Source organism: Acidobacteriota bacterium (genome assembly GCA_030697165.1).
Classification (GTDB): domain Bacteria; phylum Acidobacteriota; class Vicinamibacteria; order Vicinamibacterales; family UBA2999; genus 12-FULL-67-14b.
In genome coordinates, this window is sequence record JAUYQQ010000019.1 from 228732 (window position 1) to 249896 (window position 21165).

The 21165-nt window shown below is 67.1% G+C and carries 15 protein-coding genes; 5 read left to right on the forward strand and 10 right to left on the reverse strand.

Annotation, left to right across the window (positions count from 1 at the left end; translation table 11 throughout):
- Nucleotides 1–18: 18 nt before the first annotated feature.
- Nucleotides 19–1590, forward strand: coding sequence for a D-aminoacylase (locus tag Q8T13_18525; GenBank protein MDP3719761.1), 1572 nt, complete (start codon nucleotides 19–21; stop codon nucleotides 1588–1590).
- Here Q8T13_18525 and Q8T13_18530 read toward each other — a convergent pair whose 3' ends face one another.
- The 5 genes from Q8T13_18530 to Q8T13_18550 all read right to left on the reverse strand — a co-directional run bounded on the left by Q8T13_18530 (nucleotide 1591) and on the right by Q8T13_18550 (nucleotide 8911).
- Complete coding sequence (locus Q8T13_18530) at nucleotides 1591–2037, reverse strand: hypothetical protein (protein ID MDP3719762.1); 447 nt, start codon at nucleotides 2035–2037, stop codon at nucleotides 1591–1593. It lies immediately after the preceding gene.
- Complete coding sequence (locus tag Q8T13_18535) at nucleotides 2034–4598, reverse strand: tetratricopeptide repeat protein (GenBank protein ID MDP3719763.1); 2565 nt, start codon at nucleotides 4596–4598, stop codon at nucleotides 2034–2036. The genes Q8T13_18530 and Q8T13_18535 overlap by 4 nt, the downstream gene beginning before the upstream one ends.
- 94 nt (nucleotides 4599–4692) lie before the next feature.
- Nucleotides 4693–5028 carry a hypothetical protein gene (locus tag Q8T13_18540; protein ID MDP3719764.1) on the reverse strand — a complete coding sequence of 112 codons (336 nt, stop codon included), beginning with the start codon at nucleotides 5026–5028 and terminating at the stop codon, nucleotides 4693–4695.
- Nucleotides 5025–7595 carry a protein kinase gene (locus Q8T13_18545; protein ID MDP3719765.1) on the reverse strand — a complete coding sequence of 857 codons (2571 nt, stop codon included), beginning with the start codon at nucleotides 7593–7595 and terminating at the stop codon, nucleotides 5025–5027. The genes Q8T13_18540 and Q8T13_18545 overlap by 4 nt, the downstream gene beginning before the upstream one ends.
- A gap of 62 nt (nucleotides 7596–7657) precedes the next feature.
- Entirely contained in the window at nucleotides 7658–8911 is a 1254-nt protein-coding gene (locus Q8T13_18550) for an NAD(P)/FAD-dependent oxidoreductase (GenBank protein ID MDP3719766.1), read from the reverse strand.
- A gap of 18 nt (nucleotides 8912–8929) precedes the next feature.
- Here Q8T13_18550 and Q8T13_18555 point away from each other — a divergent pair, with 18 nt between their 5' ends.
- Complete coding sequence (locus Q8T13_18555) at nucleotides 8930–10954, forward strand: molybdopterin-dependent oxidoreductase (GenBank protein MDP3719767.1); 2025 nt, start codon at nucleotides 8930–8932, stop codon at nucleotides 10952–10954.
- A 136-nt stretch (nucleotides 10955–11090) separates the two neighbouring features.
- Here the strand turns inward: Q8T13_18555 and Q8T13_18560 are convergent, their stop codons facing one another.
- On the reverse strand, nucleotides 11091–11291 hold the full coding sequence (locus tag Q8T13_18560; GenBank protein ID MDP3719768.1) for a KGG domain-containing protein: 201 nt from the start codon (nucleotides 11289–11291) through the stop codon (nucleotides 11091–11093).
- 208 nt (nucleotides 11292–11499) lie between these two features.
- On the opposite strand from Q8T13_18560, the gene Q8T13_18565 reads away from it, so the two are divergent.
- Nucleotides 11500–12273, forward strand: a complete 774-nt coding sequence (locus Q8T13_18565) for an FkbM family methyltransferase (protein ID MDP3719769.1) — start codon at nucleotides 11500–11502, stop codon at nucleotides 12271–12273.
- Between the two features lie 15 nt (nucleotides 12274–12288).
- Here Q8T13_18565 and Q8T13_18570 read toward each other — a convergent pair whose 3' ends face one another.
- Complete coding sequence (locus tag Q8T13_18570; GenBank protein MDP3719770.1) at nucleotides 12289–12516, reverse strand: hypothetical protein; 228 nt, start codon at nucleotides 12514–12516, stop codon at nucleotides 12289–12291.
- Nucleotides 12517–12576: 60 nt separating this feature from the next.
- Between Q8T13_18570 and Q8T13_18575 the strand changes: the two genes are divergently transcribed.
- The gene (locus Q8T13_18575) at nucleotides 12577–12900 is read left to right on the forward strand and encodes an oxidative damage protection protein (protein MDP3719771.1); all 324 of its coding nucleotides are present in this window, start codon (nucleotides 12577–12579) and stop codon (nucleotides 12898–12900) included.
- Here the strand turns inward: Q8T13_18575 and Q8T13_18580 are convergent, their stop codons facing one another.
- The 3 genes from Q8T13_18580 to Q8T13_18590 are packed head-to-tail and all read right to left on the reverse strand — an operon-like array spanning nucleotide 12901 to nucleotide 17033.
- Complete coding sequence (locus Q8T13_18580; protein ID MDP3719772.1) at nucleotides 12901–14172, reverse strand: ATP-grasp domain-containing protein; 1272 nt, start codon at nucleotides 14170–14172, stop codon at nucleotides 12901–12903.
- Nucleotides 14173–14204: 32 nt separating this feature from the next.
- Entirely contained in the window at nucleotides 14205–15506 is a 1302-nt protein-coding gene (locus tag Q8T13_18585; protein ID MDP3719773.1) for a CUAEP/CCAEP-tail radical SAM protein, read from the reverse strand.
- 27 nt (nucleotides 15507–15533) lie between these two features.
- On the reverse strand, nucleotides 15534–17033 hold the full coding sequence (locus Q8T13_18590; GenBank protein MDP3719774.1) for a peptide MFS transporter: 1500 nt from the start codon (nucleotides 17031–17033) through the stop codon (nucleotides 15534–15536).
- Between the two features lie 92 nt (nucleotides 17034–17125).
- On the opposite strand from Q8T13_18590, the gene Q8T13_18595 reads away from it, so the two are divergent.
- The gene (locus Q8T13_18595) at nucleotides 17126–21154 is read left to right on the forward strand and encodes an AAA family ATPase (GenBank protein ID MDP3719775.1); all 4029 of its coding nucleotides are present in this window, start codon (nucleotides 17126–17128) and stop codon (nucleotides 21152–21154) included.
- Nucleotides 21155–21165: the final 11 nt, after the last annotated feature.

Genomic DNA, 21165 nt, shown 5'->3' on the forward strand with positions numbered 1-21165 from the left:
GCCTAGAATGCCGCCACCATGTCTTTTCGCATTGCCCTGGTGGCCCTCCTTGTTCTCGCGCCACTCGCTGCCCAGTCGCCCCCGCAATTCGACATCCTGATCAAGAACGGGCGGGTGCTCGACGGAACGGGCAATCCCTGGTATCGCGCCGACATCGGCATTGCCGGCGATCGGATCCGCGCGATGGGAACACTGACCGGCGCCACGGCCAGGACCGTGATCGACGCCGCCGACCGGTTCGTGACCCCCGGATTCATCGACGTCCACTCGCACGCGGGTGGCGGGCTCGGGACCGAGGAACTGAAGCACGGCCAGCCGCTGCTCGCGCAGGGCCTGACCACCGTCTTCGTCAATCCCGACGGCGGCGGTCCCGTCGACCTGGCCGCGCAACGCACCACTTACGAGAAGCAGCGCATTGGCACCAACGTCGGGCTGTTCGTCCCGCATGGCTCGATTCGCCGCGCCGTGATGGACATGTCGGACCTCGACCCCACGCCCGCCGAACTCGCGAAGATGGTCGAACTCACCCGCCAGGGCATGCTGGCTGGTGCGGTCGGGCTCTCGAGCGGCTTGTACTACGCGCCGGGCAGCTATTCGAAGACGGCTGAAGTAGTCGCGATGGCGAAGGCCACCGCGCCCTTCGGCGGCGTGTACTCCAGCCATATCCGTGATGAATCGGACTACACCATCGGCGTGGTCGCGGCGGTGCAGGAGGTGATCGACATCGCGGAACAAGGCGGCGTCACCGGCGTGGTGTCGCACATGAAGGCGCTCGGACCAGCGAGCTGGGGCCTGTCGAAGGTGTTGATCGAGCGCATTGAAGGCGCGCGGGCGCGCGGCGTACAGGTGTTTGCCGACCAGTATCCCTACGAGGCCAGTGGCACCGGCATTGTCGGCGCGCTGATGCCGCGCTCGGCGCAGGTCGGCGGCCGCGACGCGATGATGAAGCGCATTCTGGGCGAGCTGCGGCCCGAGATCCTGGCGGACGTGAAGACGAACATCGCCAGGCGCGGTGGGGCCGAGACGCTGATGATCAGCCGCTACTTGGCCGATCCGTCGTTCGAGGGCCAGCGCCTCTCAACCCTCGCCGCCAAGGCCGGCGTATCACCCGAGGAGTACGCGCTCAAGATGCTCGAGAAGGGCGACGCCAGCCTGGTGTCGTTCAACATGTCGGAGGGCGACATCGAGGGCATCATGCGCCAGCCGTGGACCATGACCTGCACCGACGGCGACCTGGTGCCCATGGGCCAGGGAGTTCCCCACCCGCGCGCGTACGGCGCCTTCCCGCGCAAGCTGAAGCGCTACGTGCGCGAGCGAAGCGCCGTGGAGCTGGCCGCCGCCATTCGCTCAATGACGACGCTGCCGGCGACGGTGTTCGGGTTGAAGGATCGCGGCCAGCTGCGGGCCGGCGCGTTTGCGGATGTGCTGATTTTCGACCTGGCGAAGGTGAACGACGCGGCGACGTACGAGAAACCGCACCAGCTGGCCGAGGGGATGAACGACATCATCATCAACGGCGCACTGGTGCGGCGTGAGGGGAAGTTCACGTCGGCACTGGCCGGACGCGTGCTGCGTCCTGAGCGGCAGTAATCAGAACTCGACGATCTCCACGTCGGGATCTTCGATCTCCGTATCCACACCACCGGCGCGAAGGAACACCGCGTACTCGTAGCGGGTGTTCAGCGTGTAGGTGGAAAGATCGCAGCGGATTCTGGATTTGTTGCCATTGGCAGTCGTCGACACCTCTGCACATGTGGTTGGATTTCTTGCCGCGTCTTTCCATTTCAAGACCAGCTCGGCGCTCGCCAGGCATCCGTCCTTCACCTTGATATCCCACACAACCTCGTCCTCTTCGTCCTTGAGGAGCATGTGGTTCCTGGGAATCGTCTTTGACTTGCAGTCGCCATTGCCATCCTTCTTGACCATGATTCGCGCCGCGGCATGAGATTTCTTTTGCTGTCGCTGCTGAACCACTCCGCACCCGGCCGCGAGTGTCACGACGACGGCGAATGCCGATACGGTTAACGCACTTCTCATTGCTTTTCTCCTTGAATCAGCGACCGGAACGAGTTCAATTTCCGAAGGGGCTCAAAGTCTTCTTCATCACGGATGCGGGCCACGCTCATGCCGTGGGATACGGCCGTTGTCAGGGCCGACATGGCGTCGTCGACTCGTCCGGCCAGCACGTACACTTCGGCGCCGCGGAAGTGCACCACCGCGTCCGACGGGGCCGCCGCCAGCGCCCCGTTGAGACGCAGGCGGGCCGCCTCATGCCGACCGGCCTTGGCGAGATAGACGGCCAGCAGGGACAAAGTTCCCGCGTCGGTTCCGTTAATCTTCAGTTCCGATTCGGCCTGCTCGATGGCGCGTTGGTAGGCGCTGTCCGCGTCGCGCGGTCGGCTCATCCGGCGGTAGGAATCGCCCAGGTTACGCCAGGTGATGTGCGAGTTCGGGCGAAGCTCGAGAGCACGCTGATAAGCCACAACCGCGGCGGCGTACTCGCCCCGCAGGTGATGAATCACGCCCACGTTGGAGTAGGCCTGCGGATTCGGCCGAATCTCCAACGCGCGCTGATAGTTCTGCAGCGCCAGCGGGTAGTCGCCCAGGTTCTGGTAGGCGGCACCAAGCTGCTGGAAGCCGAAGAAGTTGTCGGGCTGCAACTGCGTGACGCGTATGAACGCGTCAGCGGCCTCGCGGTAGCGCGCCGCCTGGAACAGACTGACGCCCATGGCACTCCAAGTGCCCCACGCGGTTGGGCGCAGGGCAATCGCTCGCTCGAACTCCACGACCGCCTCATCCACCTTGCCCTGGCGCGCCAGAACCTGCCCCAATTGACGGCGCGCATCGTCAAAGTTGGGCTGAAGGGCCAAGGCCCTGAGAAGTTCGTCCACAGCCGCGTCCAGCTTGCCCGTGCCGGCCAGGGTGACGGCAAGCGTGTAGCGAACCTGCGGGAGATCGGGGGCGAGGCGCAGCGCATCCAGTCCGGCCTCGGTCGCCTTGTGAGCCCACTCTTGATCACGCGACTGCACGTATTCCTGCCAGTAGGACTCCCCGATTGCCGCATGCGCCAGCGCAAACTCCGGATCGAGTGTGATCGCCTCCGTGAATGCCTGTGTTGCCGCCGCAATGCTGCCCTTGAGGTCTCTTCGTTCCATCAAGGCGCGGCCGCGCCAGTATGCAGACAACGCCTGCGTATTTGAGGTCGGTTGAGCGTTCATCCTGGCCCGCTGGTCGGGCGAAGCCTGCACCGACAACGCGCTGCTCAAGGCGATGGCGAGCCTCGACTGCAGCTCGAAGATCGCCTCGAATGGCCCTTCAACGCTGTCGCCCCACGCCACCGTCCGATCAAGGCGGACCAGATTTAGCGAGATTCGGATCCGGCCGGCCGACTCCTGCACACTGCCTTCAACAAGGTAAGTAGCGCCCAGGTCACGTGCAAGGGCCGACGACTCGGGAATTCGATTGCGCGCCTCGGTAACCGACGCGCGTGACAGCACCGTGACCGATGGCAGCGCGGCCAGGCTGGAGATGAGGCTCTCGGCGATGCCGGCGGCGACGAAGTCTCTCGTGACGTCCCCACTCATGTTGGCGAGCGGCAGCACGGCAACCACCGGCGCCGTGGCGCTAGCGGGCGCGGCGGCGCCGGCCATCCGGCTGATCTCCCACGCGCCGAAGCCGGCAACGGCCGCCAACAATACGGCGGCAGCCACGGTCGTGGCCGTCCGGCGCGGGGAGCTCGGCAGCGCCAGCGTGCCGGTTCCCGACGTGCCATAAATCGTCCGGAGCTGCGCCAGGGCGTCGCCAGCCGACGCCGGCCGATGCTCGCGATCGCGCGCCAGGAGCGATGCCACCAGGCGTTCGAGGTCACGTGGAATCGGCGTGTCGGCGGACTTCAGCGCGGGGGCGTCATGGCCCAGCTTGGATGACGCCAGCGCGACGGGATCGCTGCCCGTGAACGGGCGGCGGCCGCTGATCATCTCGAACAGCATCACGCCGAGCGCGTAGAGATCGGCGCGCTCATCCACGGCGGGCGACACCATCTGCTCCGGCGCGGCATAGGCCGGCGTCCCAATCAGGCCAAGCGCACTGCCGGTGTGCCCGGCCTTGGTTTGCGTCGTGCCGGTCGCCAGCATCCGGGCGATGCCGAAGTCCAGGACCTTCAGCTGCCCCCCGGCGGTCACGATCACGTTGGCGGGCTTCAGGTCGCGGTGCACGATGCCGTGCGCATGCGCGACCACCAGCGCCTTGGCAATCTGGCAGCCAAACTCCACCGCCTCGGGCGCCGGCAGCGGACCGCGGGCGAGACGCGCCGACAGCGTCTCCCCCTCCACGTACTCGAACACGATCACCACCTGGCCGTCGTTTTCGAGCACGTCGTAGACGGTTGCGATATGGGGGTGATTCAGGGCCGCGGCGGCGCGAGCCTCGCGCATCAACCGCGCCCGGGCCGGCGCATCGTCATCGTCCACCGCCCGCAGGGTCTTGAGCGCGACCTGGCGGTGCAGGCGGGTGTCCTCGGCCAGCCAGACCGATCCCATACCACCGGAGCCCAGGTGGTAAAGAATCCGGTACGGGCCAATGGCACTGCCGATCTGCACAAATTTTCCCGGGGGCGGAAACAGCGAGAGGATAGCACCGAAACCGGAACGGGGGGTGCCCCGGCCGCGATCGCGGCCGGGGCGGCGTCAGGCGCTAGTTCCCGTCCGGGATCTCGACCTCGGGATCTTCCTCGGCACCAAGGGCGGTGATGGTGTACTTGAAGCGCCCCGGCGGTGCCGCCCCGGTGGGCTTGCGTTCCCAGTTACGAATTTCAAACGGCTCCTTACCCCAGGGGCCGCCGCCGGGAAACACGATTTTGACCGGCACGTTGGAGTCGTCGTCGATCAGGTTGACGACATTGAACTCGATGTGATCGCCCGGGTTGGCGTAGAGGCGCTGCGGCGAGGTGCGAATCCGGACGCCGCTGGCGGTCTTGAAGATAAAGATGGTTGCGGTCTTGGTGCGCGGGGTTCTCTCGGGGCTGCTCATCGTTTCACCTCAGCTGGGGTTGAGACCAATGCCGCGAAGCGCGGCAGGGATCGAAGCACTGCCAGGTCTTCCTCTTCGGCAATCAGACGTTTCGAATAGCCACTCGCGATCGCCTTTTCGATCGCATCGAGCGCCGGTCCGGTGCGGGCCGCCAGGGCGTGGACGACCGCCGCCCGCTGGAGCACCTGCTGATCGTCCGGCGCCAGCGCCGAGGCGCGCCGGAGGCTGGCCAGCGCCGCCGTCGCGTTGCCGGCCTTAGCTTGGTAGACGGCCAGCCGGGCAATCGCTCTCGCATTCGACGGGCCAAGCGAGACTTCGACTTCGGCCTGCTCCACCGCCTTCACATATGCCCGCCGCGCCGCGTCCTGGCGTCCGAGGCGCGCATACGCGTCGCCGAGATTGCGATGCGTCAACGCGCTCTGCGGGCGAATCAGAAGCGAGCCTTCGTACGCGGCCGCCGCCTTGGTGTAGTCGCCGAGGCGGTATTGAATGGTGCCGATGTTCGAAAACGTGTCGCCGCGCGGCTGAATCGCATTGGCCTCCTCGTAGTACGCGAGCGCGCGCTCGGTGTCGCCAAGCTGTTGGGCCGCCGCGCCCGCCTGGCTCAACGCGATCGCCGACCCTGGTGAGAGCGCAATTGCCTTGTCGAACGCGTCGAGCGCTTCCTGGAAGCGAGAGGCGTCGATCAGCGCCAGCCCCATGTCGCTGTAAATCGCCACCGCGTTTGGCCGAATCGCCATGACTTTCCGGAATTCGGCAAGGCCGGCGTCGATGTCGCCTTGGCGCACCAGGACCCTGCCGTGCAGGCGGATCGCATCCTCGTAGGTCGGTTGCAACTGGAGCGCGCGTTGGAGCTGTGTCTTCGCGGAGGCGTTGTCGCCAAGGCGAAAGGCGGTGAGTGCGGCGATGTAGCGCACGCTGGGACGGTCGGGCTCCAATTCGATCGCGATCCGTGTTGATGCCATCGCGCGATCGGCCCACGTCTTGTCGTTGGTCTGTTGATACATCGCCCACTGGGCTTCGGCCAGGCCGCCGTGGGCGGTGGCGAACTTCGGGTCGGCGGCGATGGCGCGCTCGAACTCGGCCAGCGCCGCGCTCCGGTTGCCGGTCAGGTCCCGGCGATCGAGCAGCGCGCGCCCCTTCCAATAGGCAATCTGCGCCGGCTCACTTGCGGTGACGAGCGCGGCCGGCGGGACCCGCTGCGCCGACGGGGTCTGGTCCGCAATGGCATTGCTCAACAGGGTCGCCAGCCGCGTTTGCAATTCGAACAAGTCGATGGCCGGCCCTTCAACCGTCTCGCCCCAGGCCACTGAGGCGTCCGGGCGTTCAAGGTTGAGCGTGACGCGCAGGCGATCGGCCACCGCCTGCACCGAACCGGTCACAAGGTAGTTGGCGTCGAGCGCGCGCACGAAGCTCGCTCGATCGGGATTCTGCTGGCGGCTCTCCTCCACCGCCGAGCGCGACAGCACCGTGACGCGCGGGACCGACGCGAGGCTGGTGATCAGGCTTTCGGCCAGGCCGGCGCCGAGGTAGTCGTTCGAGGCATCGCCGCTCGAGTTGGTCAGCGGTAACACCGCCACCACCGGCGCCTCGGGACCGAGCGGACGCGCATTCCACTGCAGCCACACCACCAGGGCCGCGCCGGCGACCAGCGTGAGCGTGGCCACCAGCAGCGTGCTGGTCGGCACGCGCTGGCGCAGCAAGATCGTGCGGCGCGCCAGGGGCGACGACTCGGTGTCACGAATGGGGCTCAGCTCGACCAGCACTTCTTCGCCCGAGGCCGGGCGGCGCGACGGTTCGCGCTCGAGCAGGCGTTCGACCAGCCGCTCGAGCTGCGGCGGCACCCACAAGCCGGCGGCCGCCAGCGTGGGCGCCTCGTCGCGCAAGACCGAGGTCACCAGCTGGACGGCGTCGCTGCCGGGGAACGGGCGACGGCCGGCGATCATCTCGAACAGCATCACGCCCAGGGCGTAGAGGTCGGCGCGGCCATCGACGTTGCGCGACAGGTACTGCTCGGGCGAGGCGTAGCCGGGCGTGCCGACCAGGCCGCCCCCGATGGTGCCCGGCACGCTGGCCGACATGTCGGCGCCGGCCGGGACCATGCGGGCAATGCCGAAGTCCAGCACCTTGGCGCGGCCGTCGGAACTGAGCACGACGTTCGAGGGCTTGAGGTCGCGATGAATGATGCCCTGCGCGTGCGCGGCCGCCAGCGCGTCGGCCAGCTGCCAGGTCACTTCCACCGCCTCCGACACGCTCATGGGTCCGCGCTGCAGACGCGCGGCCAGCGTGTCGCCCTCGACGTACTCGAAGACGACCACGACCTGGCCCTCGATGTCGAGCACGTCGTGGACGGTGGCGATGTTCGGGTGGTTCAGGGTGGCGGCGGCGCGGGCCTCGCGCATCAGGCGCTGACGGCCCTCGGTGGTGTCGGCGTCAGCCCCCTTGACGGTCTTGAGCGCGACCTTGCGCTGCAGCCGCGTGTCTTCAGCCAGCCACACCACACCCATGCCGCCAGCCCCAAGCTGGCGGACGATCAGGTAGGGTCCGACGGCTGCTCCGGCGTGCAACGGCTCTCCTCGTGGGAATCGATCAGACTCCGACGGGAGGAGAATACCTTAAGACCGATCCGCTACGACCCTTCGTTGCGCGTGATCAGTCGGACGCTGCGCTGGTAAGTCAGATAGGCCGCCCCCCACTGCAGGAGGACCGACAGCCGGTTGCGGAATCCGATCAGGAACAGGATGTGCACGAACAGCCACAGCAGCCATCCGGCGAAGCCCGACACCTGCAGCCACCCAAAATCGGCCAGCGCGTTGGCGCGGCCGATCGTCGCCATGTTCCCCGGATCGAGGTACCGGAAGGGACGGGTCGCGTCGCCGCGGAGGAGGCGGGCGATGTTCCTGGCGGCATGCGTGCCCTGCTGCTTGGCCACCTGCGCCACACCCGGCAGCGGCTTGCCGGTTTGATGCGGAAAGTTGGCCAGGTCGCCGGCCACGAACACGCCGGCATGCTCCGGCACCGTCAGATCGGGTGCCACGTTCACGCGGCCGGCGCGATCGAGACCGGGCCCCAGGTCGCGCCCAACCGGCGCGGCGGCGACGCCGGCGGCCCACAGGATGGTGTGCGCCTCGACACGCTCGTCACCGATCACCACCGCGCCATGCTCGACGTGGGTCACCGCGGCGCCCTCGCGCACGTCCACCCCCAGCCGCCGGAGCGCGCGCCGGGCCGAGGCGCGCAGATTCGCCGGGAACGCCGGCAAGATTGACGGTCCCGCCTCAATCAGCAGGATGCGGGCCGACGCCGGATCGATCGCATCGAACTCAGAGCGCAGCGCCTGTCTCGCAATCTCCGCCAGCGCGCCGGCCATCTCGACCCCGGTCGGGCCGCCGCCGATGATCACGAACGTCAGCAGCCGACGCTGCCGCACGGCGTTGTGCTCACGCTCGGCCTGTTCAAAGGCCAGCAGCAACCGCCGCCGGATCGCCAGCGCATCGTCAAGCGTCTTCAGGCCGGGCGCCGCGTCGCGCCACTCGTCGTGGCCAAAGTACGAGTGGGTGGCGCCGGCGGCCACGATCAGGTAGTCGTAGCTCACGACGTCACGGCCGTCCATCCAGACCTGGCGCGCGGTGCTATCGATGCGATCGACCGTGCCCAGGAGCACCCGAAGCCGCGGTTGCTTGCGCAGAATCCAGCGGATCGGCGAGGCGATGTCGCCCGGCGACAGGCCCGCGGTCGCCACCTGGTAGAGCAGCGGCTGGAACACGTGGTGGTTGTGACGGTCGATGATCGTCACCTCGCACTCGACGTTCCGGAGTTCCCGGGCGGCCGCAAGCCCGGCGAAGCCACCGCCGACGATCACCACTTGGGGTAGGCGCGCCATCACCTATATTCTAGGGGTATGGCGAAGCCGGCTGCCGCACCCACCGAATCAAACGTCCAGACCGCGTGTCCGCTCGACTGCCCGGACGCCTGCACCCTCGACGTCACGCTGCGCTCCGGCCGCATCACCAAGATCGATGGGTCCCGGGACAACCACATCACCAACGGCTACATCTGCGCCAAGGTGCGGACGTTCCACGAGCGGGTCTACGGCGACGACCGGCTGCTGTATCCAGCGGTGCGGCGTGGCCCGAAGGGCTCGGGCCAGTTCAAGCGCGTGACCTGGGACGATGCGCTCGAGCTCGTCGCGGGGAAGATGCGCGAGGCGCGCGAGGCGGGCGGCGCCGAGACGATTCTGCCCTTGTGCTACGGCGGCTCCAACGGCTTCATGACGCAGGACTACGCGGATGCGATCCTGTTCCGCCGCCTGGGCACGTCGCGGCTGCTGCGCACCGTGTGCGCGGCGCCGACCGGCGCGGCCAACCTGGGCCTCTACGGCAAGATGGCGTCGGTCAGCTACGAAGACTACCCGGCGGCCAAGTTGATCATCGTCTGGGGCGTGAATCCCGGGGTGTCGGGCATTCACCTGATGCCGTTCCTGAAAGAAGCGCGCGACCACGGCGCTTATGTGGTGGTGCTCGACCCGCGCGCGACCACCGTGGCCCGCCAGGCCGACCTGCACCTCGCGGTGCGGCCCGGCACCGACCTGCCGGTGGCCCTGGCGATTCATCGCTACCTGTTCGAGGAGGGGCTGGCCGACCAGGCGTTCCTCGACCAGCACACTACCGGCGCGGCCGATCTGCGCCGGAAGGCCGAACCGTGGACGTTCGAGCGGGCGGCGGAGGTCAGCGGCGTCGATGCCGGACAGCTGCGCGGGTTCGCCGAACGTTACGCCAGGACGTCGCCGGCGCTCGTCAAGTGCGGCTGGGGCCTCGAACGCAATCGCAACGGCGGCAGCGCCGCGGCCGCCGTGCTGGCCCTGCCGGCGGTAGCCGGCAAGTTCGGCGTGCGCGGCGGCGGCTTCTCGATGAGCAACTCGGCCTCGTGGGACATTGACCGCACGTGGCTGAAGGACCAAGAGCCGCCGACCCGCGCCATCAACATGAATAAGGTCGGCCGCCTGCTCACGGAACCGGAGGGCGCCCCGATCAACATGCTGTTCGTCTACAACTGCAACCCGGTGGCGATCCTGCCCGACCAGCGGCGCGTGATTCGCGGCTTCGAACGCGAAGACCTGTTCACGGTGGTGTTCGACCAGGTGATGACCGACTCGGCGCTGTACGCCGACGTGGTGCTGCCGGCCACGACGTTTCTCGAGCACTACGACTTCGCGCGCGGCTACGGACCGATCACGCTGCAGCTGGGTAAGCCGGTGATCGATGCGGTGGGCGAATCGCGGCCCAACAGCGACGTGTTCCTCGACCTGTCGCGGCGCATGGAGGTGTCGTTCGAGGGCGATCCCGAAGACGACCTCGAGTCGATGCTCGCCGTGCTCGGCCAGCTGCCCGAGGCGGTCGGTAACGGGCTGCGCGACAACTGGAAGGCGGCGCCACCGTACGGGGGGCGGCCCGTGCAGTTTGTAGACGTCTTTCCCAAGACGCCCGACCGCAAGGTGGCACTCTTTCCACCGGCCCTCGATCAACAGGCGCCACAGGGCCTGTACGGCTACCAGCCGGATCCGGGTAGCGTGGACTATCCGCTGGCGTTGATCTCGCCGGCGAGCGATCGCACGATCAGCTCCACCCTGGGCGAGTTGCCACGCCCCGAGGTGCGGCTTGAAATGAATCCGGCTGATGCCGCGGCGCGCGGCCTGGACGAGGGCGACGAACTACGGATGTGGAACGCGCTCGGCGAAGTGCGGATCAAGGCGCATCTCACGCACTTGGTGCGGCCAGGGACCGTGGCCATGCCGAAAGGCGTGTGGCGGCGTCACACGGCGAACGGCTATACGTCGAACGCCCTCTCGCCCGATACGTTGTCGGACCTCGGCGGCGGCGCCTGCTTCAATGATGCTCGGGTGCAGGTTGCGAAGTGTGAGCAGTGACGAGAGCCGAGTAGCCTCCGGCTTTAGCCGGAGTTCGGTGAGAAGTGAGAAGTGAGAAGTGAGAAGTACCGACCGGGGGTAGTTGGCGCGGCACTTCTCTCTTCCCGAGTGCGAAACTTACAAACGCATCGACGAACTATTCGACAGACGGGAGCTTGCCCCGTCCACCCCGGCTGGCCTGGCCGCCCTTGCGCCCCGCGCGGCGGGCTTCGTCGGCTGACCACTCGTGCGCGGTGCCCTTGGCGTGTGCGGCCCGGCCGCCCTTGCTGGCAATTTCGCGCTGCTTCTCTGCTGACATCGAGGCAAAACCCCGGCGTGCCTTTCGGATCTCAAACATAGTGACCTCCCATCGGTCGGTTAGACGAATACCTGCCGTCCTATTAGCGAATCGCGTGCCAGCTCAGCTTCCTGGGCAAGTCGCTAAGATGCTATTCTTCAGTGAGTTACACAGTTACAACGCATTACAAAGTAGACCTAAGCCCATCCATGTGCATTGAATCGCTACAGATGGGCTACATACTGCCGAGGATCAATACAATCCGATGATGGCCAAATCGAAGCTGGCACTGGTCTTCGGCGTGACCCTGCCACTGGTCGCGGTCGCCGCGTTTCTGAGCCCGCGGGGCCAGGACTTTGCCGAGCGCCTCGCTGAAAATCGCCGTTGCTGCCAGCTTCCGTTCACGCGGGCTTTCGCCATCGCGCTCAAGGAGACGCAGGGCAACCCGCCCTACCCGTCGGAGATCGGCCAGGACAAGTGGGTGGCAGAAGCGATGTTCCCGGACGTAACCGACGGCGTGTTCCTGGATGTCGGCTCCGGACATGGCCAGATCGGCTCGAACACGCGCGCGCTCGAAGATCGCGGGTGGACCGGCTTCTGCGTTGACCCCTTCCCGGTCGCCATGAACGGCCGTACCTGCCGGATGATCACGGAGGTCGTGTCGAACGAAGCCGGCAAGAAGGTGCAGTTCCATACCCACGACGGACTGGGCGGCATTGCCGACACGCTCGGCAAGTGGAAGGCCGAGGCGGTGAAGGCCCCCGCCGTGGAAATGACCACGGTCACGCTGGCCGAGGTGCTCAAGGGCGCCGGCGCGCCGGGCTTCATTCACTTCCTGAGCCTCGACATCGAGGGCGCGGAGCTCGACGCGCTGCGCGGCATCCCCTTCGACACGTACCGATTCGGCGCCATGGCGATCGAGCACAACGAGGAAGAACCGAAGCGCGCCGACATCATCACGTTCCTCGCGACGCACGGCTACCAGCGCGTCCATACCTACAAGCAGGACGACTATTTCGCGCCGGTTACGCAGCGCGACTAGCCAGGTGGAGCCTCGCTAGGATTCGGGAGGACGCTCGCTGCGGCGCGCCTTGTAGACGTCGCAGTCTTCGCAATTGCGGAGGTCGAACTCGTAGCGAACGACCGGCCAATACATGGGGTGGGCGCAGTAGACCAGTTCGCCGTCAACGATGGTGTGCGAGCCGAGGTCCTCGGGCAGGTCACCGGTGCGCCGGCCGTACCAGCAGGTGCGGTGGCGTTGCTCAGGCTCCACAGGGGCGATCATAGCCGGGATCACTCCCGGTCGCGACGGAGTAAGATTGGAGCGGAGGCGCCAGCAATGAGTATGTGTGGAGGACCGACCGGTCCACCTGACCAGCCGGTCACCAACAAGTCGGGACGGACGGTGTTTTGCGTGAAGTTCCAGAAGGATCTTCCCGGACTCGATGCGGCCCCCTGGCCCGGCGAGATTGGCCAGCGCGTCTACGAGAACGTGTCGGCCCAGGCCTGGAAGCTCTGGGAGGAACGCCAGAAGATGATTCTCAACGAGTACCGTTTGATGCCCTGGCAGAAAGAAGGCCAGGAAATGATTCGGACCCACATGGAGGACTTCTTCTTCGGCGCCGGCTCTGCGCTGCCGCCCGACTTCGTACCCCAGCAATCGAAATAACTACTGCGGCAAGACCTCGAGCCACGGCTCGATCGAGACCACCAGCCGGCCGTGTGCCTCGCGCACCGACTGCTCCGCCGCTTCCGGCGTCGGCCCGTGCGCGAAGATGAACCCAAGGTAGCTGGCCCCTTCCGGCAGTGCGACCAGGTGCTGATCGGGCTTGGCCGTCACCAGCACATCATCAACGCCGGCCACGGCCTTCGCCGCGTCCACGCCGGCCACCCCGCGGAATACGCCGCTGCGCGCAATCGGCATCATCATCACCGCCGAGGCCTCGGGCTCGCGCTGCCACTCGCCCCGCGGCTCGCCGAGCGCCAGCCGCAGCAACAGGTGTTCGAGACCGACCGGCGGCTCGCCCGGCTTCACGAATCGCAACGCCTTCGCGCACAGCCCGCCGATTGGCCGGGCCGCCACTTCCATGACATACACGCCACTGCTGTTGACGCGGCACTCGGCGTGCACCGGGCCATGGTGCAGGCCGATGGCCTGCGCCGCGCGCCCGACCACTTCTTGAATCTGCCGCTGCACTGCGGCGTCGGCACGGGAAGGGGTCACGTAGATCGTCTCTTCGAAGAACGGGCCGTCCAGCGGATCCGGCTTGTCGAACACCGCCAAGGTGTGCAGCCGGCCGTGTTCCATCACGCCTTCGAGCGCGTACTCGGCGCCGGGAATGTACGACTCGATCTGGATGACGTCGGCCTCGGCGTCACGAAGGTCCCGCACGTCACTCGACCCCAGCAGCCGCCGCACCCGCGCAAACGCCGTCACGAAACTCATCGCATCATCGGCGCGGATCACTCCGCGGCTGGCCGACAGCACGGTCGGCTTGATGACCACGGGAAACGACACCCGCGCGAGCAGGGTCGCTGGATCGGTGGCGGCCGGCACGGTGAAGAACGCGGGCACCGGCAACCCTGCCGCGCGAAGCCGCTCGCGCGACAACCGCTTGTCGCAAGCGATGGCCGCGGCGGCTGGCGGGTGGCCCGGCAGGCCCAGCAGCCGGGCGAGGTGCGCAGCCATCACGCTGGGGCGGTCACCCACGACCAGCACCCCCGACACGGGCCGGGCCTCGAGCGCCTTCAGGACGACATCCACCGATCGCCACTCCTCGTGAAAGCGAACCGGAATCGCGCCGTCGCGCCACGGGTCGTCGAGGTGATCGCAACGGTCGGTGGCATAGACCAGCTCGATGTCCAATGCCGCAGCCGCCTCGGCGAACATGCGGGTCTGGTAGCCGGTCGTCGTCGCCAGCAACAGAATCCTTGAACTCATAGCAGAGCCACCTGCTCTGCGGTGGGCTCCGCTCAACAGTACCAGGGTTCGTTCAGGTAAGGAACGTCGGTGCGAAGGCGCGGGGCCGAGGCCAGCGCCATCATCTGCTGCTGAAGTTCATCGACGCGCGGATCGGGGTGGCGCCACGGGAAGGTCAAGGTCTTCTGGTCGAAGGGACCAATGACCTGCTGGATGTCTTCCAGTTCCAGCAGCCGCGATTGCCATGTCACCAGGAGGCGAATGCCCCATTGGATCGGCGAGACGTGCGACGTGAGGCCGGCTGCCTCGACCACCTCCTGCAAGTCGCGATAGCCCTCGAGCGTGGTCCACGGCGTGAACGCCACGAACGTGGGAACCAGCGTCAGCCCTTCGTCCCGGCACAAGGCGGCGGCCGCCAGAAAGCCGGCGCGCGTATGTCCCTTCTCGAGTTTCGCCAGCACCTCATCATCGACCGACTCCACCGCGCTCGTCACGAACAGGCAGCCGGTCCGCGACAGTACCGGTAGCAGCTCGCGGTGCTGCAGCAGGTGCTCCACCTTGATGATCACATCGTAGGTGACGGCCGGGAACGCCGCGTGCAGCGCCTCGACCAGCCTGCGCGCGTGCGTCGGGCCGTTGAAGAAATCGGGATCGCCAAACGTGATGTGCGTTGCGCCGCCGGCCACCAGGGCCGCCACGTCGGCCATCACGACCTCGATCGGCACGACCCGGAACTGACCGTCGTAGACCGGCACGATCGGACAATGACGGCAGCGATGCTTGCACCCGCGCGTGGCATCGGTGGCGCCGACGACCTTGCGGCTGCCGTCCGGCATCTGCAAGCTGGCATAACGGTCGAGCGCCGGCAGGCCGGAACGGTCAGGCTGAATGAACGCCAAGCGTGCCAGGGGTGCCAGAGGTGCCAGGGGTGCCAAAGGTGCCAGGGTGCCGGGTGCCAGGGTGCCGAGTGCCGGCGTGCGTAGTGCCGGCGTGCGTAGTGCCACAGCGGCAGCTACCAGTTCCTCTTCGCTTTCGGGCCCGAGCACGATCGACACCCCGTGTTCGCGCAACAGGGCTTCGTTCAGCGGCGCATACAAGCCGTATGCGGCGATCGTCAGTGATGGATCGATGGCGCGCAGGCGGGCGATCACCGGCAGGGCCAGTCGCGTCGCCGTGTGCATGGGCAGGTATAACGCCGCGAGGCCGGCACCGGTCATGACGTCCGGCGAGAGCTTGTCGCGCGACAGGTCGATGCACCTCACCTCGAACCCGGCCCGCTTCAACCACGCCGCCGGCGACGCCAGGCCGAACGGCTGGCGGCCGAGGTCGAAGGTGCTCAGCAGGACGACGCGCACGCGAGCGATCTTACCTTGATGCGGCCGCTACTTTGCCGCTGCGCCTTTCTTCGGCAGCAACTGGCGCATCATCGGCACCAGGGCCAGCAGCACGAAGCCGGCGAGCATGGCAAACGCCGCGACCGAGCCAAACAGGGTCGGCAGCGCCATCGATTCGTAGAAGCCGGAGACACGGCCGCCAATGAAATTACCGACCGAGGTGGCGAGGAACCACACGCCCATCATCAAGCCGGCAATGCGCGGCGGCGCGAGCGTGGTCATGGCACTCAGGCCAACGGGGCTGAGCGCCAGCTCGCCGATCGTGTGCAGGAAGTAGGTGGCGGTCAGCCACATCGGGCTCACCATGGCGCCCTGTTCCGCCATGCGCGACGGGACGACCAGGATCAGGAAACCGGCGCCGACGAAGATCAGGCCGAACGCGAACTTGGCCGGGCTGGTCGGCTCCTTGCCGCTCGACGCCAGCTTGATCCACAACCACGCCATGACCGGCGCGAACATGAAGATGAAGAACGAGTTCATCGACTGGAACCAGCTGCTCGGAAACGACATGCCCATCGCTTCCGTCCGCGTGCTGCGATCGGCGAACAGGTTGAGCGTGGAGCCGGCCTGCTCGAACACCGACCAGAACAGCGACGCGGCGAAGAACAGCACGGTGATCACGTAAAGGCGCTTCTTCTCTTCGGGCGTCCACCCGCCCGAGAACAGCAGCCAGCCGAAGAAGCCCACCACCACCACCAGCAGGAACACGCCAGCGGCGTCAGACACCTGCGTGGCGCTCACCTGGATGACGCCGAAATACGCGGCCAGTCCGGCCACCAGGACCACCACCGCGCCACCACCCACCCAGGTCTGGATCTGCCGCTTCCACTGCGCGGCAATTGCCGGCGTCGGCGCCGGCGCGGGGTCGATGCCGGCGTCGCCCAGGTTGGTGGCGCCCATCACGTACTGAATCACGCCGATGAGCATGCCGAAGCCCGCGGCGGCGAAGCCCAGGTGCCAGCTCACCTGCTGGCCCAGGTAGCCGCAAACAAGCGGCGCCAGGAACGCCCCGAGGTTGATGCCCATGTAGAAGATCGAGAACCCGGCATCGCGACGAATGTCGGTTTCGCCGTAGAGCTTCCCGACGATCACGCTGACGTTGCCCTTGAGCAGGCCCGTGCCGATCACGATCAGGAACAGCCCGAGGTAGAACGTGGCCAGCGATGGCACCGCCATGCTGAAGTGCCCCGCGGCGATGATGATGCCGCCGTAGAGCACCGCGCGCCGCGGGCCGATCAGCCGGTCGGCGATCCACCCGCCCGGCATGGTGGCCAGGTAGACCATTGAGGTGTACAGGCCGTAGACCGCCCCACCCTGCGCGGCATCGAAGCCCAGCCCGCCCGCGGTGAGGGGGGCCGTCATGTACAACAGCAGCAACGCGCGCATGCCGTAGTAGCTGAAGCGCTCCCACATCTCGGTGAAAAACAACGTCGACAGGCCACGCGGGTGGCCGAAGAAGGCGCGGTCCTGGGCGGCGGGTGTGCTCATATGCGAAGCGTATTCTATCCCTGAGCTCACCCACTGGGCGATGACCGGTGAGGCGGCGATTACTGTATCCTGTGCCCCTCCGGACAGGCCGATTGCCCCAGCCAGCCTCGCTCGCCAGCTTCGTGCCCCGCGAAATCGGCTACGCCCTGGCCGAGGGGACAACACTGAGTCCGCGGACCACCGGCGCCGCGCTCGTCGCCGACATTTCCGGCTTCACGCCATTGACGGCCACGCTCGCCGCGCAGCTCGGCCCGACCCGGGCGGCCGAAGAGCTCGTTTATCACCTTGACGGGGTCTTCGAGCTGCTCGTCAACGAGATCCACCGCTATCGAGGCAGCGTCATCGGGTTTGCCGGGGATGCTGTCACCTGCTGGTTCGACGGCGGCGCCGAGCCCGAGGAACGAGCCGCCGCGCGGGCGGTCGCCGCGGCAACCGGCATTCGTGACGCCCTGCGTGATCGTCACATTACTTCGCCGAGCGGCCAGGTGTTCCCGATCAGGGTCAAGGCCGCGATCGCGACCGGGCCGGCCAGCCGCTTCCTGGTGGGCGACCCGGCGCATCAGAAGTTCGAAGTCATCGCCGGCGCCATCATGGATCGCACGGCGCGCGTCGAACGGACGATCACCAGCGGCGAAGTTGGCGTATCCGCCGAGGTCGCCGAACTGCTACAGGCGCAACTGCAGATCAGCGAGTGGCGCACCGGCCCGCACGACGCGCCGGTGGCCATCATCAGCCGGCTGGCCAGGCCCGTGACGCCAGACCCCTGGCCCGCCGAACCGCGCCTCGATGAGGCCGGCGTCCGTCCGTGGATGGTCAAGGACGTGCTCGAACGCCTCACCCGCGGGGAAGAAGCGCTGATGGGCGGCTTCCGGCGCGTGGCCGCCCTCTTCGTCACACTCGGCGGCATCGACTACGACCACGACCCAGATGCCGGCCGCAAACTCGACGCCTTCGTGCGATTCGTTCAAGAGGTTCTTGCCGCCTACGACGGACACCTTGTTGACCTGACGATGGGTGACAAAGGCAGCTATCTGTTTGCGGCCTTTGGCGCGCTCAGGACGCACGAGGATGATGCGCGGCGCGCGGTGACGGCGGCACTGGCGCTGCGAGGCTCTGGAGGAGATGCCGACAGACCCGATGCTGTTCGCATGGGTATTGCTCACGCCCAGGTCTATGTTGGCGCCTATGGCTGTGCGGCACGCCGAACCTTTGGCATCGTGGGACGCGAGGTCATCGTCGCGGCCCGGTTGATGGGCAAAGCCGAGGCCGGGCAGACACTGGTCACTGCCGACATCGCGAAGGCCTCGGAACGCTCGCACCGGTTCGATCAGCTGGGGCCGATGCTCCTTAGTGGCCTGCAAGGTCCCCGAGAGGTTCACCTGCTGCAGGGCGAATCCGACGCGCCGTACCATGCCACCACCAGCTCGACCCCCATGGTCGGCCGACACCGCGAGGTGGCGCTGATTCGTGATGCCCTGGCTCGCCCCTCCGCCACTCCCGGCGCGCGCGCCGCACGCCTCGTCATCGAGGCCAACGCCGGCATGGGCAAGTCCACCCTGCTGCAGGCGACCCGGCTCGTCGCCGAGGCCAGTGGCGTCCGCCTGCTCTCCGGCGGCGCCGACGCCATCCGCCGATCAACGGCGTATCACGCGTGGCGACAGGTGTTCCGCTCGGTGTTCGGCCTTTCCGATCGTCGCATGGGGAGACCGGAAGAGCCCGGCCTGGCCGAGCGGCACTGCCGCGAGCGGCTGGGCGCCATGGGCGCCGAGTGGGAGCGCCTGGCGCCGCTGCTCAATCCCGTTCTCGGGTTGTCGATTCCCGATAATCGAACGACCCGCGCGATGGCGGGCCAGGTTCGGGCCGACAATGCTCACGACCTGTTGATCCGGGTACTGCAGGCCGAGAGCGACCAAGGGGCCGTCGTCCTGTTCGTCGAGGATCTGCATTGGTTCGACTCGGCGTCGGCGGCGCTGCTGCGTCTCGCCGCTCGCGACCTGTCTCGCATTCCCATCATCGCGACCCGCCGCCTCAGCACCGAGATCTCGCACGGGTGGCAGGTGGCACCGGATGCGCAGATCATTGTTGTCGGTCCGCTCAGTGATACCGAAACCGACGAACTGCTGCGCGGCGTGCTCGCGGTAGACTCCATTCCGGCCGACCTGACGCGCTGGATTCTGGAACGCGCCGAAGGGTCGCCGTTCTTCACTCGAGAATTGGCGTTGGCCCTTCGCGACGCAGGCGCCGTGACCATCGAGGGTCGCGCCTGCCGGCTGGCGCGCACGGTCACGGAGCTCACGAAACAGGACTTTCCCGACACCGTTCAGGGAGTCATCGGCAGCCGCCTGGACCGGCTGCCGTCACAGCAGCAAACGGCGGTGAGGGTGGCGAGCGTAATCGGGCGCCTGTTCGCCATCAGGTTGCTCGGCGACGTCTACCCCGTTACCGAAGATCGACCGGGCCTGCCTGAGTCCCTCGCCGGCCTGAAGACCGCGGAGATTGCGCAGCCAGTTGGCGCCGCCGTCGAGCCGTCGTATCTGTTCAGTCATGCGCTGATCCAGGAAGTGGCCTACGCCGGTCTGCTGCACCAGCAACGGGCGTCACTGCATCTCGCGATTGGAGAATGGATCGAGCGGCACCCCTCCGGCGATGCCGGCACCGACGTGCCCTTGCTGGCTCACCACTTCGCCCACGCCGCTCGGGAGGAACGGACCTCGAGCACCGTTCGCAGCAAGGCGCTGAAGTACCTTGGCGACGCTGGGGCACAGGCGTTGAAGGCGTATATCAACACCGAGGCGGTCCGGTTCTTCCACGAAGCCCTCGACCTGGCCGGTAGCGAGGCCGCGCCCGACGCGCTGCGGTGGCATGCGGGCCTCGCCCACGCGCACATGGCGCTGGGCGAATTCGGCGCGTGCCGGCAGCACGCCCGCACGGCCCTCGACCTGCTGAACATGCCCTTTCCCGCTGGCAAGGCTGGCGTCGCCCGACAGACCATCGGCGAGCTGGCGCGGCTCCTCTGGCGGATGACCCGCCGGCGGTCGGTCTTTCCGGTGAACGGCCAAGCCCAACCGGCAGGTAGCGACCAGGGGAATCCCGAGAACCCCATGCAACTGCTGCGGGTGTTCTCCAAGTCGCTGTTCCACCAGAACGACGCCCTCGGCATGCTGTGCTGCAATCTCCGCAGCCTCAACCTCGCGGACGAGGCCGGCACGGTTCCGGAGGTCGCGATCTGCTATGGCCACGCGATGATGTCCCTGGCGGTGTTCAGAATGCCCGTCCAGGCCAAGCGGTTCGGCGAACGCGCCATGCGCATTGCCCGGGACTGCCAAAGTCCGGCGACCCTGGTCTCCCTCTACATTGCCCAGGCCCTGGTCGAACTGGGCTACGCCAACTGGAACGCCGCGTGTACCCACCTGGAAGACGCCGTGAAACACGCAACCGAACTGGGTGACGACTGGCAGCTCGGTGAGGCCCAGGCGGTGCTGGCCGATATCGCGCTCTTTCGCGGCGACTTCCCGGAAGCGGCGCTCCGTTACGGTGAGGTCGAGGTGAATGCCGAGCGGCGTGGCCTGGACGTTCAGAAAGCCTGGTGCGCGCGACCCGCCGTCGCCGAAGCCCTGCAGACGGGACACTGGGACGAAGCACTGGTGCACCTGGCGCGCCAGCGCACGCTCATCGACGAGATGTCGGATCCGCTGATTCGTATTGATGCGCTCGGCTTCGAGGCACTGGCTCACGTGGGTAAGGGCGATGACCAGGCGGCACTGGACTGTATTGCGGCGGCCCACGCCTTGATCCCCACCGTGTCGCCGCCAGTCGCATATCCGCGCTACCTTGGTTATCGCAGTCTCGGCGAGGCCTGCCTCACGCTGCTCGACCGCGACCCGGCCTCCGCGGCACGGCGGAAGCTGGCGCGCGAGGCGGTCGGGTATGTCTCTTCTTATGCCAGCGGCTTTGCCTTTGCCCGGCCTCGCGCTCATTTGCTGAGCGGCTGGTACCACGGCCTGCTGGGACACCACCGCCGCGCCAGGAAAGACCTCGCGACCGGCGCGCAGCTCGCCACGGCGCTCGGCATGCAGCCCGAGATCGCCCTGGCCCACGCGCTGATGCCCCGATTTCAGTGAAGCTTCCCGAC